We start from the raw sequence: 12281 nt of genomic DNA, 5'->3' as shown, positions 1-12281 counted from the left end.
ACCGTGCATAATGCGCCTTCGCGTCATACAGGGTTTCGAGATCGATCGTCGCGCGGCCCTGCTCGCTCGCGAACAATTCGGTGTTGCGGCGCGCCTTGCCACGCACGAAGAACGGAATCTTTTTCAGCTCGCGCTCGGCATCCTCGGCCCAGGCGATGGCAGCCGCTTCGCCGGTCGCCGCCGGCGTTTCGTCGTTCGATGCGGCAGGCGGCGCGGCATGGCCGGGGCCGAGATGCGAGGCGCCTGCTTCGTCCGAAAATTCGAAATCGTCGCGGAACATCGTCAGCAGATGTTCTTCCAGCCCCATCACCAGCGGATGGACCCAGCTGTCGAAAAGCACATTCGCGCCCTCAAAACCCATTTGCGGGCTGTGGCGCGCGGGAAAATCCTGGACATGCACGGGCGCGGAGATCACCGCGCAGGGCACGCCGAGCCGCTTCGCGATATGCCGCTCCATCTGCGTGCCGAGCACCAGTTCTGGCTGGGCCTCGGCGATCGCGTCCTCGACCGCGAGATGATCGTCGGTGATCAGCGGCTCGACATCGTAGAGCTTGGCAGCGGCGCGGACCTCGCGTGCGAATTCGCGATTATAGCAGCCGAGCCCGCAGACCTTGAAGCCGAGCTCTTCATGCGCGACCCGGGCGGCGGCCACGGCATGGGTCGCATCGCCGAAGATGAAGACGCGCTTGCCCGTGAGATAGGTCGAGTCGATCGAGCGGCTCCACCAGGGCATGCGCGATCCGTCTTCGGCCATGGCTGGCGCCGGATCGACACCGGCAAGCTCGGCAACCTCGGCGATGAAATCGCGCGTCGCGCCGACGCCGATGGGGACAGTCCGCACGACCGGCTGCTTGAAAGTCCGTTCGAGCCAGCGCGCGGCCTCGTCGCCGATCTCCGGATAGAGCACGATATTGAAGTCCGCCGCGCCGATGGTCGCGATATCGGCAGGCGTCGCACCCATCGGGGCGACGATGTTGACGTCGATGCCGAGCGTGTCGAGCAGCCGTTCGATTTCGAGCACATCGTCGCGATGGCGGAAGCCGAGCGCGGTCGGGCCGAGCAGGTTGGCGGAAGGCCGGCGGCCCTCTTTCGCCGGGGGCGCCACATCCTGATCGGCAAGCCGGCGGACGATCTGGTAGAAGGTCTCCGACGCGCCCCAGTTTTCCTTGCGCTGATAGCTTGGGAGTTCGAGCGGCACTACGGGCACCGGCAGGTCCATCGCCTCGGCGAGCCCGGCCGGATCGTCCTGGATCAGCTCGGCCGTGCAGGAGGCGCCGACGAGCATCGCCTGCGGTTCGAACCGCGCATAGGCATCGCGCGCCGCCGCCTGGAACAGCGTCGCCGTATCCGATCCCAGGTCGCGCGCCTGGAAGGTCGTGTAGGTGACGGGCGGCCGCTCGTCGCGCCGTTCGATCATCGTGAAGAGCAGGTCCGCATAGGTATCGCCCTGCGGCGCATGGAGCACATAGTGCACGTCTTCCATGCCCGTCGCGACCCGCATCGCGCCCACATGGGGCGGTCCTTCATAAGTCCAGACGGCCAGCTGCATCTTTATACCCTCAACACATCACGGCGCCGGAGCGGCCGCGCGAACAGTTCGGCGAGATCCCCGGCCTGGTCGAAGCCGTGGATCGGCGAGAAGACGAGTTCGATCGCCCATTTGGTCGACAGTCCCTCGGCCTCCAGTGGATTGGCGAGGCCCAGCCCGCACACGGTGAGATTGGGCTTGGCCTCGCGAACCCGATCGAGTTGCTTGTCGACATCCTGCCCTTCGCTGATCCGCGTTTCCGGCGGAAGCAGCGCCAGCTCCTGCGCAAGATGCTGCGCATGGAGATAGGGGGTGCCGACCTCGATCGGGTTCATGCCCAACTCGGTCGCGAGGAAACGGGCCAGCGGAACCTCGAGCTGCGAGTCGGGCATGAAGAAGATACGGCGGCCTTCGAGCCGCTCCTTGTGATGGGCGAGCGCGCGTTTCGCACGTTCGCGGCCGGGCGCGACCACCCGGTTGAAGACCATTTCGTCGACATCGAATTCGACTGCCGCCGCCTTGAGCCAGGCGGTGGTGCCCTCCGCGCCGAACGGGAAGAGTGCATCGAGGCGAACCGCGCCCCGGGCTTCGAGTGCGCGCGCGGTATCGCCGAGGAAAGGCTGGGCGAGCAGATAGCGGGTGTTCGGGCCGACCGCCGGCAGGTCCGCCGCGGCGCGCGCCGGCAGGCAGCCGACGCGGTCGATGCCGAGTTCCGCGAACATGCGGAGGAACTGGTCCTCCACGATATCGGGCAGCGAGCCGACGATCAGCAGTTCTTTCGCACCCGCCGGATCGCCCGCCGGCATTTCGGGCACGAGCGAGGCGAGGCAGGCATCTTCGCCTTGCGTAAAGGTCGTCTCGATGCCGCTCCCCGAATAGTTGAGCACGCGGACCTCTGGCGCATGTTTGGCAGCCAGCCGCTGGCTGGCCTTGGCGAGATCGAGCTTGATGACTTCGGACGGGCAGCTGCCGACGAGGAAGAGCGTCTTGATCTCCGGCCGGCGCGCGAGCAGCCGGTCGACCACGCGGTCGAGCTCCTCGTTGCAGTCGGCGAGGCCGGCGAGATCGCGTTCCTCAATGATCGCGGTTGCAAAGCGGGGTTCGGCGAAGATCATCACGCCCGCCGCCGATTGCAGCAGATGCGCGCAGGTCCGCGAACCGACGACGAGGAAGAAGGCGTCCTGCATCTTGCGATGCAGCCAGACGATGCCGGTCAGCCCGCAAAAGACTTCACGCTGCCCGCGTTCGCGCAGGACGGGCGCGCAATCGGCCCCGTTTGCGGGGCCAGAGGCGGGGCGAGTGGCGAGCGTCGTCGTCATGCCGTCACCGCCTGGTCGGCCGCGGCGAGCCGCGCGGCGCGCAGCTTCAGGAGGAACTGTCCAGCATTGACGACATAGGCGGCATAGGCGGCGAGCGCGACGAACATCCGCGCCTCGACGCTGCCGATCCCGGCGAACAGCATCACCAGATAGGCGCTGTGCAGCGCCAGCACGAGCATCGAGAATACGTCTTCCCAGAAGAAGGGGCGGGCGAAGAGCCAGCGGCCGAACACCTCTTTCTCCCAGATCGAGCCGGTGACCATGATCGTGTAGAGCGCGATCGTTTTCGCGACGATGGAGACGTCCGCGGCGAAGGCGCCCTCGCCGGTCGCGAGATAGCGCAGCACGAGTCCGAGGCTGACGAAGAATATCGCGAACTGGATGGGGGCCAGGATGCCTTGAACCAGTGTCCAGACCGACTCGTCCCTGCGGCGGCGCTCCTCTTCGGTGTAGAGTGGCCTGCCTTGCCTCCGGTGACCGCCGTTACGGCTGCCGCTCCCGGGCGAGACGATATCCCCTGCCATTTCTCTGCGTTCAAACCTCCGCTGGCTTGTCCACAAGCTACGACTCGAACGGGCCATGTGTCAATATAGCTTGACGTCAAATTTAGTTGACAGATGGCGATTTGCCAGCGTACAAAAAAGCGCATAGCCTTTGTCCCGGAGAACAGAGTCGCGAGAGCAAAAATGATGACCGGGCTCCGAGTTGGGTATGGGATAAACCCACCAGACCGGGAGAGTCTGAATGGCATCACTAGGGACCGAAAACGCTCTGCAAACTGAGCCGGCGAAACATCGTCACAGCGACAGCAAAACCGACTCCAGACGCCGCAACGGCGCCAAACTCAAAAAGACCACCAAACCAAAACCGTCCGCCGACAGCATCGATCGGCTGATCCAGATCGAGATCATCCCGCGACTGGTCGCCGCCCATGCATTGCCCGGCGATGCCGATGAGGGTGAACGCATATCGCCAGTCGAGGCCGCAGCGTTCGCCGCCTTGCCGATTACGCTGGAGGCCAGCGAATTGCTGACCGAAGTGGAAATGTTTCTCTCGCGCGGCGTTGCGCCCGAAACCATTTTTGTCGACCTGCTCGCGCCGTCCGCGCGCCGGCTCGGCGAGCTGTGGGAAGAGGACAAGGCCGATTTCGTCGAGGTCACGATGGGCCTGTGGCGGCTGCAGGAAGTGATGCGCGAAATCGCCGCGCGTACACCCAGCATCGCCGGACGTATCTTCGCGCCGCGCGCGGCCCTCTTCGCCTCGATGCCGGGCGAGCAGCACAGTTTCGGTACGATGATGGTCGAGGAATGTTTCTCCCGCGCGGGCTGGGACACGGATTTGCTGACGAGCGGCGAACAGGAAGCGCTCGTCGACCGGCTCGGCGAACGCGTATTCGATCTGCTCGGATTGACGATCAGTTGCGACTGCCATATCGAGCCGCTTCCAAATTTGATCGGGATGCTGCGTAACGCATCGAAAAATGCGGATATCCGGATCCTGATCGGCGGACGCGTGCCCAACGAAAACCCCGGACTGGCCGAGGCCGCCGGGGCGGACGGAACGGCCACGAACGCCCGTACTGCTATTGAGGTCGCTGACGAACTGGTTGCCGATTTTGCACCCCAGGGGGCTCTATCGCGCTAGTCGAAGGGATGGTTCGGTGTTGAATCCGAGAGATGCTCTCGAAAACAAACAGGCTTTCGCAAAGCCTGAAGCGATCCTGAAAGCGCTGGACAGCGAAGCCGCGGCGAGGCTCGCCATGGCCGGCGGCGACATCGCCATCATCCTCGATGCCAAGGGCAAGATCGTCGACGCCTCGGCGAGCGTGCAGGGCTTCCCCGAACTCGGCGAATGGATCGGCAAAAAATGGGCCGATACGGTGACCGTCGAATCGCAGCCGAAAATCGAAGAGATGATCGAAGCCGCCCGCAACGGCGAGACGCAGCACTGGCGGCAGGTCAACCATCCGGCAGACGGCCTCGACATACCGGTGCGCTACCTGCTCGTCGGGCTTGCCGACAAAAAGCGCCTGTTGGCGCTCGGGCGCGACATGAGAGACGCGGCGGCGCTTCAGCAGCGCCTGCTCCAGGCGCAGCAGTCGCTCGAGCGCGACTATATGCGGCTGCGCCAGGCGGAATCGCGCTATCGCCTGCTGTTCGAAATGACGCCCGATCCGATCCTGATCGTCGAAGCGATGACCGGGCGGATCCGCGAAGCCAATATGGCCGCCCATGAGATCGCAGACGCCAAGCCGGGCAGCCTTACCGGCCGCGCGCTCTCGGGGCTCTTCGCAAGCGGCGCACGCGATACGCTTACGCGCCATCTCGGCTCGGCGATGGCGGCCGTCGCGCCGGCACCGATAACGCTCGAGCTTGCGAATTCCGATGCGGAAACCAGCCTTTCCGCGACGGGCTTCCGGCAGGACGGCACGCTCTACATGCTGGTCCGGTTGACATCGGCGGCCAAGCCGATCGACGAGCAGGTCGGCGGCGCCCCGGTGCTCGACATTCTCAACCGCATGCCCGACGCGTTCGTGATCGCGGATGCGGACATGAATATCGTCGCGGCCAATGCGGCCTTTCTCGAGATGGCGGGCGCGGCGACGCTCGATCAGCTGCGCAGCACCGCGCTCGACGACTATCTGGGCCGCCCGGGTGTCGATCTCGATCTTATTCGGACCCAGCTCAGCAACCATGGCGTCGCGCGCAATGTCGGCACGATCATCCGTTCGACGGGCGGCAGCGAGGAAGAGGTCGAAGTGTCGGCCGTCCAGACCAGCGAGGATGGCGAATATTACGGTTTCAGCATCCGGCTCGTCGGCCGCCGCCTCAGAAGCCTGTCCAAGGCGCCGCACCATCTGCCCCGCTCCGTCGAACAGCTGACCGAACTGGTCGGGCGGACGTCGCTCAAGGAGATCGTCCGCGAAAGTACCGACCTGATCGAGCGGCTGTGCATCGAGGCGGCGCTGATCCACACCTCGGACAATCGCGCATCGGCCGCCGAAATTCTCGGCCTCAGCCGTCAGAGCCTCTACTCCAAGCTGCATCGCTACGGGCTCGGCAACCTCGTGTCCCAAAAAGAGTAATCCGCGCGGCGAATAGCGGCCCGGAAGTGTCAAAATATATTGACGCCCCTGCCTGTCAGACATAGCCTGACTGTATGTCCCGAATGGCCGCTTCGACCCGCTCCGCGCCGCCCCCGGCGGTGTCGGACGTCGTCGAACTGCTCAAGCCGATCACATGGTTTCCGCCGATGTGGGCCTTTATGTGCGGCGTCGTTTCGTCGGGCGTTTCCGTTACCGACCGCTGGGCATTTCTCGTCGCCGGCATCGCGCTCACCGGGCCGCTCGTCTGCGGCACGAGCCAGGCGGTGAACGACTGGTTCGACCGGCATGTCGATGCGATCAACGAGCCCGACCGGCCGATCCCCTCGGGGCGCGTCGGCGGACGCTGGGGCCTCTATGTCGCGATCGCCGGCACGGTCATCTCGATGCTCGTCGCGCTCGCCACGGGTTTCTGGATTTTCGTCGCGACCTGTGTCGGCCTCGCCTGCGCCTGGGCCTATAGCGCGCCGCCCTTCCGGCTGAAGACGAGCGGCTGGACGGGCCCGGCGGTCGTCGCGCTGAGCTATGAAGGGCTCGCCTGGTTCACGGGCGCCGCGATCATGATCGGGGCGCTGCCCGGCTTCGAGATACTCGCCATTCTCGCGCTCTACAGCCTCGGCGCGCACGGCATCATGACGCTGAACGATTTCAAGGCGGTCGAGGGCGATCGCGAGATGGGGTTGAAATCGCTGCCGGTGACGATGGGCGTCGCGCGCGCGGCGCGCTTCGCCTGTACGGTCATGGCGCTGCCGCAGGTCGCAGTCATCGCCCTGCTCTTCTATTGGGGCCATACGATATCGGCGGGGGCGGTCACGATCCTGCTGTTGGCGCAGTTCGCACTGATGCCGCGCCTATTGTCCGATCCCAAACGCCATACGCCCTGGTACAGCGCGACCGGCGTGACGCTCTACGTGCTCGGCATGCTGGCCGCCGCGCTTGGCCTGGGCGGCTATATCTGATGGGTGGGCTCGGCTGGCTCTCGATCGTCAGGCTAGGGCTCGTCCAGGCATCGATCGGCGCGATCGTGATGCTCGCGACATCCTTGCTCAATCGCGTCATGGTCGTCGAATATGGTCTGGTCGCTGCAATCCCCGCCGGGCTTGTCGCCTGGCACTATGCGGTCCAGCTGTCCCGGCCGCTCTGGGGCTATGGCTCTGACAAGGGCAATATGCGCACGCCCTGGATCATCGGCGGTATGGGCATACTCGCATTGGGCGCGATCATCGCGATCAACGCGTCGATGCTGATCGCGGGCAGCCCCGTCTTCGGTGGCACATTGGCCGTGCTCGCCTTCACAATGATCGGTGCCGGGGTCGGCGCGGCGGGCACCTCGCTGCTCGCCCTGCTAGCCGCCGGGGTCGCGCCCGAGCGGCGCGCGGCGGCGGCGGCGCTGACCTGGATCATGATGATCGCCGGCATCGTCGTTGCCGCAGCGACGGCGGGCGCGCTGCTCGATCCCTTTTCCGAACAGCGGCTGGCGATCGTCGGCACGGGCGTCGCACTCGCCGCCTTCATCCTGCCACTGCTCGCGCTGGCCGGGCTTGAGCGGCGCATGGTCGCGCAGCCGGTCGCAAAGCCGGCAGACGAACCGCAGGAAACCGCAAGCTTTGGCGAAGCGTTGCGCGAGATACTGGCAGATTTCGAAGCCCGGCGCTTCACCATTTTCGTCTTCGTCTCGATGCTCGCCTATTCGATGCAGGACCTGATACTCGAACCGTTCGCCGGCCTCGTGTTCGAAATGACGCCCGGTGAATCGACCCAGCTTTCGGGCGTCCAGCATGGCGGCGTGCTGCTCGGCATGATCGTGGTCGGGCTGGGCGGCAGCGCGTTCGGCGGGCGCCGGCCGAGCGATTTGCGGCGCTGGATCGTGGGCGGCTGTCTGGGTTCCGCCGCCGCTCTGGCCGGACTGGCCGTGGCGGCGGTCACGGGCGGCGACTGGCCGCTCCGGGCCAATGTCTTCCTGCTCGGCTTTGCGAACGGCGTGTTCGCCGTCGCCGCCATCGGCGCGATGATGGGGCTGGCTGGCGCCGGCACCAAGGCGAAGGAAGGCGTGCGGATGGGAGTCTGGGGCGCATCACAGGCCATCGCCTTCGGCCTCGGCGGGCTGACCGGCGCGATCGGCGTCGATATCGCGCGCTCCGCGATCGGCATCGACGGCCCGGCCTTCCAGCTGATCTTCGCGTTCGAGGCGGGCCTGTTCGTCGTCGCCGCGATGCTCGCGATCCAGGCGACGGCCGCGCGCAAGACACCCCTCGGGATGGCGAAGACGTTATGAGTGAAGAAACGATCTACGACGCCGTGGTCGTCGGCGGCGGGCCTTCGGGCGCGACGGCCGCGACCGATCTCGCCAAGGCGGGCCGCAAGGTCATGCTGCTCGACCGGGCTGGGCGGATCAAACCGTGCGGCGGGGCCGTACCGCCCAAATTGCTCGAAGAGTTCGAAATCCCGCACAGCATCCTCGTCGGCAAAGCAAGCGCGGCGCGGATGATCGCGCCGTCGGGCCGCTCGGTCGACATGCCGGTCGGCGACGGCTTTGTCGGCATGGTCGACCGCGACGTTTTCGACGAGTGGCTCCGCGAGCGCGCAGCGGCGCAGGGTGCGACGCGCGTCACCGGCACCTTCGATCATATCGATCGCGACGAAGAAGGCGTCGCCACCGTCTGCTATCGCGAAGAACGCGGCGGCGATCTCAAGCGCGTCCGCACCCGCGCGGTAATCGGGGCGGACGGCGCGCGCTCCAAGGTCGCGCAGCAGAATCTGGACGGGGCCGAGCGCGTGCCCTGCGTCTTCGCCTATCACGAGGTCATCGAGTCGCCGCCGAGCACGCCCGAAGGCTTCGACGGCAAGCGCTGCGACGTTTTCTATCAGGACAAGCTGTCGCCCGATTTCTACGCCTGGATATTCCCGCATGGCGAGACGGCCAGCGTCGGCGTGGGCAGCGCGAACAAGGGCTTTTCGCTGCGCGGCGCGGTGCAGGACATGCGCGAAAGCACGGGGCTGAGCGCCAGCAAGACGATCCGCGAGGAAGGCGCGCCGATCCCGCTCAAGCCATTGAAACGCTGGGACAATGGCCGCGACCTCGTCGTGGCCGGCGATGCGGCGGGCGTCGTGGCGCCGGCCTCGGGCGAAGGCATCTATTATGCGATGACCTGCGGGCGGCTGGCCGCCAATGCCGTCGGCGCATTTCTCGAAAGCGGCAATCCCAAGGCACTGAAACAGGCCCGCAAGCAATTCATGCGCGCGCATGGCCGGGTGTTCTGGATACTCGGTATCATGCAATATTTCTGGTACAGCAGCGACAAGCGGCGCGAGCGGTTCGTCAAGATTTGTGCGGACCCGGACGTGCAGCATCTGACGTGGGAGGCCTATATGAACAAGAAGCTGGTGCGCGCGAAGCCAGCCGCACATGTCCGCATATTCTTCAAGGATCTCGGCCATCTGATCGGCCTGGGCAAGGTCGAACGGTGAGCCGCGCCTGGATACCGCCAATGCTCGTGGCAGCATTGGCGGCAGCCCTGATCGCCTTTCTCGGCGCCACGATCACCGATCTCGATGGCTGGTACCGCACGCTCGAACAGCCGGGCTGGGCGCCGCCCGACTATGTCTACGGCATGGCCTGGACGACGATCTTCGCATTGATCGCGCTTGCCGGCGTCACGGCCTGGCGCAGGACGCCGACGACGCAGGCCTCGGACATGCTGATCGGCCTGTTCGCGCTCAACGGTTTTCTCAATATATTGTGGAGCCTGCTCTTCTTCCGCGCGCAGCGGCCCGACTGGGCACTGATCGAACTCGTCGCGCTATGGATTTCGATCGTGGTGCTGATCGTCGTCTGCGCCCGCTATTCGAAGCTCGCGGCAATCCTGCTCCTGCCCTATCTCGCCTGGGTCACGGTCGCGGGCATGCTCAACTGGGAAGTCGTCCAGCTTAACGGCCCGTTTGGCTGAGCGGTGGAGACGCTCTTCGCCAGCGGCCATGCCGCCGACATCATTCTCGCGATACTGCTAATCGAGGCGATCTGGCTGATCGCGCGCGGCCACGCGACCGCCGATATCGCGGCGACGCTGCTACCGGCCGTATTGATCGTGCTGGGACTGCGCGCCGCGCTTACGGGTGCCGAATGGCCGTGGATCGCCCTGCCGCTCGCCGCGGCATTGCCCGTCCATCTCTGGGATCTCGCCCGGCGCGGCATGCTGCGCAGGCAATAGCGCCCGCTCAAGCAGGCCGGGCGACACGGTCGTGCCGCGTCACTGGCCGCGCGATGCGATCTCCTGTTCCACGATCTCCGGATCTTCGAGCAATTCCTCGACATCCTCGGGCGGTGCTGCGGGCGCCGCCGTGAAGCGCAGCGCCGGATAATCGGCGACCATCGCCACCCCGCCCAGCGGACGCGCCTGGCCCTGATGGCATGTAACGCAGTTCACCTTGTACGGATCGCCCTCCGGCCCCAGCCGGTTCGCGGGGAAGACCGGGGTCAGCGGCGTGATATAGGCGTCGTTGATATTCCGCACCATGCGGATCCCGAACCAAGACGTCCGCCGCTGCTCGCTGCTCAGCGACCATTCGCGGAACGACTGTGTGTTGTGGCAATGGGTGCAATTGACGCCGAGCGCCTGCGACAGATGCATCATCAGCGCATAGGTATGCTCGGTTTCCATCGTCGTGACGCGGTTGTCGGCACTCGGATGCATGCCGCTCGAGGCGACGCCGATATTCTGCGGCTCGCCGGCATCGCTCGCGAAGAAGCGGGCGATGCTGTCGGTCGGCAGCGAGGCATAGGCCGTGTTGGGATCGGGCGCATTCTGCGAATTGCGCCGGCCGGCGAAGACCCGCCGCTCCGCCGCCGGCATCGTCCAAACCGCTTCGGGCACCGCGTTGCCGCGATGGCAGGTCCAGCAGGTCACGCCGGTTTGCTGGACATGGTTGGACCAGTCGGCATTGATCGTCTGCGTCATCTGGATCATGCGCCGGGACACGCCCTTGGTATAGATTTCGTCCGAGGCGAGATTGGCCGGGTTGTGGCAATAGTTGCAGCCGGCGCGCGCCGGATCGGCGACATCCTCGGGCACGACCCATTCGGTGATCGCCGCCATCAGATAATCGAATTCCTCGACGCTGACATTGGAGAGCACCTGAACATTTTCATAAACCTCGCCGGCCGTGGGGCCGCTGGCTTCGGGCAGCTCGTAAGGCGGTGCGGGCACCTCATCGCCGATGGCCGAGGCATCGACCACGTCGATCTCGGCCATGCCTGTTCCGCGATAACCGGTCTGGGTCACTTCCTTGCTGCCGAGTTCGCAGCCGGCGAGCACGAGGGGCGCCAGCGCGACCGCGATGATATGATGCGCTTTCATCATTGTGTCATGCTCCCGGTTGCAGAAGGATCGGCCACGCCGGTGTCCGGATAGGCCGGGGCATAGCCATGCTGCTGTGCCCAGAGATACCAGTTGTCGACCACCGTTCCGGTCAACAGGATGCCGATACCGCCCGTGAGCGTCGTCAGCACCGCGAACCACCAGGCCCAGCGATGGATCGATTCCATCGTCGCGTTGAAGCCCATGGTCCAGCGCCAGAAGAGCGCCGCGCGTTCGGAGGCTGTCCCGCGATCGGTGATCTGTTCGAGCTCGCGCTCACCGCCATAGCGGCCGACCGCGAGGATCGTCGCGCCGTGCATCGCGAACAGGAGCGTCGAGCCGTAGAGGAAGACGATCGAGAGCGCGTGGAACGGGTTGTAGAAGAGGTTGCCGTAGCGGATCGAGAAGGCCGCGGTCCAATCGAGGTGCGGGAAGATGCCGAACGGCACGGCTTCGGCCCAGCTCCCCATGAAGAAGGGCCGGATGAAACCGAGCACGAGGAACAGCCAGATCGCGCTGAGGAAGGCCCAGGACACATGCAGGCCCATGCCGAGCGCCTTGGCGCGGGTATAGGTGCGTACCCACCAGAGCAGCAGCGACGCCGTCAGGCAGAAGCCGGCGATAATCCACCAGCCGCCCTCACCCAATGGCACGAACGGGCTGAAGCCATATTCGGGGCCCGGCGGTTCGAGCGCGAGCCAGAAGAACTGGCGGACGAACTGGACCGGATCCCAGTCCACCGATGCGAGCATGTTGAGCCCGACGATCTCAAACCAGATGAAACCGAATACGAGCGAGGCGACGCCGGCCCAGCCGAGATAGATCGGACCGATCTGCGCCTGGCCGATCTTGCCGGCCCAATAGTTGACGAAGGTTTCCTCGACCCGGCGTTCGCTGCCGGCGGGAAGCGGCACGCCCATTTCGGGCTCCGCCCTGAGCTGGACCTGGGTGAAGATGTTTTGATAGCGGGCCATCGT

At 65.5% G+C, this 12281-nt stretch carries 12 protein-coding genes; 7 read left to right on the top strand and 5 right to left on the bottom strand.

Annotated features, from left to right (window positions below):
* The 3 genes from bchB to bchF form a co-directional block, all read right to left on the bottom strand.
* Positions 1-1549 (bottom strand): ferredoxin:protochlorophyllide reductase (ATP-dependent) subunit B (gene bchB / locus ACTS1Z_RS12435; RefSeq protein ID WP_442624791.1); only part of this gene is annotated, 1549 nt, incomplete at its 3' end.
* 2 nt (positions 1550-1551) lie between these two features.
* The gene (locus ACTS1Z_RS12430) at positions 1552-2847 is read right to left on the bottom strand and encodes a ferredoxin:protochlorophyllide reductase (ATP-dependent) subunit N (protein WP_442624790.1); all 1296 of its coding nucleotides are present in this window, start codon (positions 2845-2847) and stop codon (positions 1552-1554) included.
* On the bottom strand, positions 2844-3371 hold the full coding sequence (gene bchF / locus ACTS1Z_RS12425; protein WP_442624789.1) for a 2-vinyl bacteriochlorophyllide hydratase: 528 nt from the start codon (positions 3369-3371) through the stop codon (positions 2844-2846). The genes ACTS1Z_RS12430 and bchF overlap by 4 nt, the downstream gene beginning before the upstream one ends.
* A gap of 220 nt (positions 3372-3591) precedes the next feature.
* Between bchF and ACTS1Z_RS12420 the strand changes: the two genes are divergently transcribed.
* The 7 genes from ACTS1Z_RS12420 to ACTS1Z_RS12390 all read left to right on the top strand — a co-directional run bounded on the left by ACTS1Z_RS12420 (position 3592) and on the right by ACTS1Z_RS12390 (position 10158).
* Complete coding sequence (locus tag ACTS1Z_RS12420; protein ID WP_442624788.1) at positions 3592-4491, top strand: cobalamin B12-binding domain-containing protein; 900 nt, start codon at positions 3592-3594, stop codon at positions 4489-4491.
* Between the two features lie 16 nt (positions 4492-4507).
* Entirely contained in the window at positions 4508-5932 is a 1425-nt protein-coding gene (ppsR, locus tag ACTS1Z_RS12415) for a transcriptional regulator PpsR (RefSeq protein ID WP_442624787.1), read from the top strand.
* 74 nt (positions 5933-6006) lie between these two features.
* Complete coding sequence (gene chlG, locus ACTS1Z_RS12410) at positions 6007-6909, top strand: chlorophyll synthase ChlG (RefSeq protein WP_442624786.1); 903 nt, start codon at positions 6007-6009, stop codon at positions 6907-6909.
* Positions 6909-8225: a BCD family MFS transporter gene (locus ACTS1Z_RS12405; protein WP_442624785.1), complete on the top strand. Its 1317-nt coding sequence runs from the start codon at positions 6909-6911 to the stop codon at positions 8223-8225. Before chlG ends, ACTS1Z_RS12405 begins: the two co-directional genes overlap by 1 nt.
* Entirely contained in the window at positions 8222-9418 is a 1197-nt protein-coding gene (locus tag ACTS1Z_RS12400; protein WP_442624784.1) for a geranylgeranyl diphosphate reductase, read from the top strand. The genes ACTS1Z_RS12405 and ACTS1Z_RS12400 overlap by 4 nt, the downstream gene beginning before the upstream one ends.
* 20 nt (positions 9419-9438) lie before the next feature.
* Positions 9439-9897 (top strand): TspO/MBR family protein, encoded by a 459-nt coding sequence (locus ACTS1Z_RS12395; RefSeq protein ID WP_442624783.1) that lies wholly within the window; start codon positions 9439-9441, stop codon positions 9895-9897.
* A gap of 3 nt (positions 9898-9900) precedes the next feature.
* On the top strand, positions 9901-10158 hold the full coding sequence (locus ACTS1Z_RS12390) for a hypothetical protein (RefSeq protein WP_442624782.1): 258 nt from the start codon (positions 9901-9903) through the stop codon (positions 10156-10158).
* Between the two features lie 39 nt (positions 10159-10197).
* Here the strand turns inward: ACTS1Z_RS12390 and pufC are convergent, their stop codons facing one another.
* Both pufC and pufM read right to left on the bottom strand, forming a co-directional pair.
* Positions 10198-11307, bottom strand: coding sequence for a photosynthetic reaction center cytochrome PufC (gene pufC, locus ACTS1Z_RS12385; protein WP_442624780.1), 1110 nt, complete (start codon positions 11305-11307; stop codon positions 10198-10200).
* Positions 11304-12278 (bottom strand): photosynthetic reaction center subunit M, encoded by a 975-nt coding sequence (gene pufM / locus ACTS1Z_RS12380; protein ID WP_442624779.1) that lies wholly within the window; start codon positions 12276-12278, stop codon positions 11304-11306. The genes pufC and pufM overlap by 4 nt, the downstream gene beginning before the upstream one ends.
* Between the last annotated feature and the right edge of the window lie 3 nt (positions 12279-12281).

Origin of the sequence: Parasphingopyxis sp. (genome assembly GCF_052168295.1) — a bacterium.
Lineage (GTDB): Bacteria > Pseudomonadota > Alphaproteobacteria > Sphingomonadales > Sphingomonadaceae > Parasphingopyxis.
The sequence above is the reverse complement of the archived record's forward strand: the minus strand, read 5'-3'. Positions and strand labels throughout refer to the sequence as shown.

Bases quoted from the DNA above. Each gene is read 5' to 3' on its own strand.
- ACTS1Z_RS12405 (WP_442624785.1), top strand. From the start codon at position 6,909: ATGGGTGGGCTCGGCTGGCTCTCGATCGTCAGGCTAGGGCTCGTCCAG.
- pufC (WP_442624780.1), bottom strand. From the start codon at position 11,307: ATGATGAAAGCGCATCATATCATCGCGGTCGCGCTGGCGCCCCTCGTG.
- chlG (WP_442624786.1), top strand. From the start codon at position 6,007: ATGTCCCGAATGGCCGCTTCGACCCGCTCCGCGCCGCCCCCGGCGGTG.
- bchF (WP_442624789.1), bottom strand. From the start codon at position 3,371: ATGGCAGGGGATATCGTCTCGCCCGGGAGCGGCAGCCGTAACGGCGGT.
- ACTS1Z_RS12400 (WP_442624784.1), top strand. From the start codon at position 8,222: ATGAGTGAAGAAACGATCTACGACGCCGTGGTCGTCGGCGGCGGGCCT.
- ACTS1Z_RS12420 (WP_442624788.1), top strand. From the start codon at position 3,592: ATGGCATCACTAGGGACCGAAAACGCTCTGCAAACTGAGCCGGCGAAA.
- ACTS1Z_RS12430 (WP_442624790.1), bottom strand. From the start codon at position 2,847: ATGACGACGACGCTCGCCACTCGCCCCGCCTCTGGCCCCGCAAACGGG.
- ACTS1Z_RS12395 (WP_442624783.1), top strand. From the start codon at position 9,439: ATGCTCGTGGCAGCATTGGCGGCAGCCCTGATCGCCTTTCTCGGCGCC.
- pufM (WP_442624779.1), bottom strand. From the start codon at position 12,278: ATGGCCCGCTATCAAAACATCTTCACCCAGGTCCAGCTCAGGGCGGAG.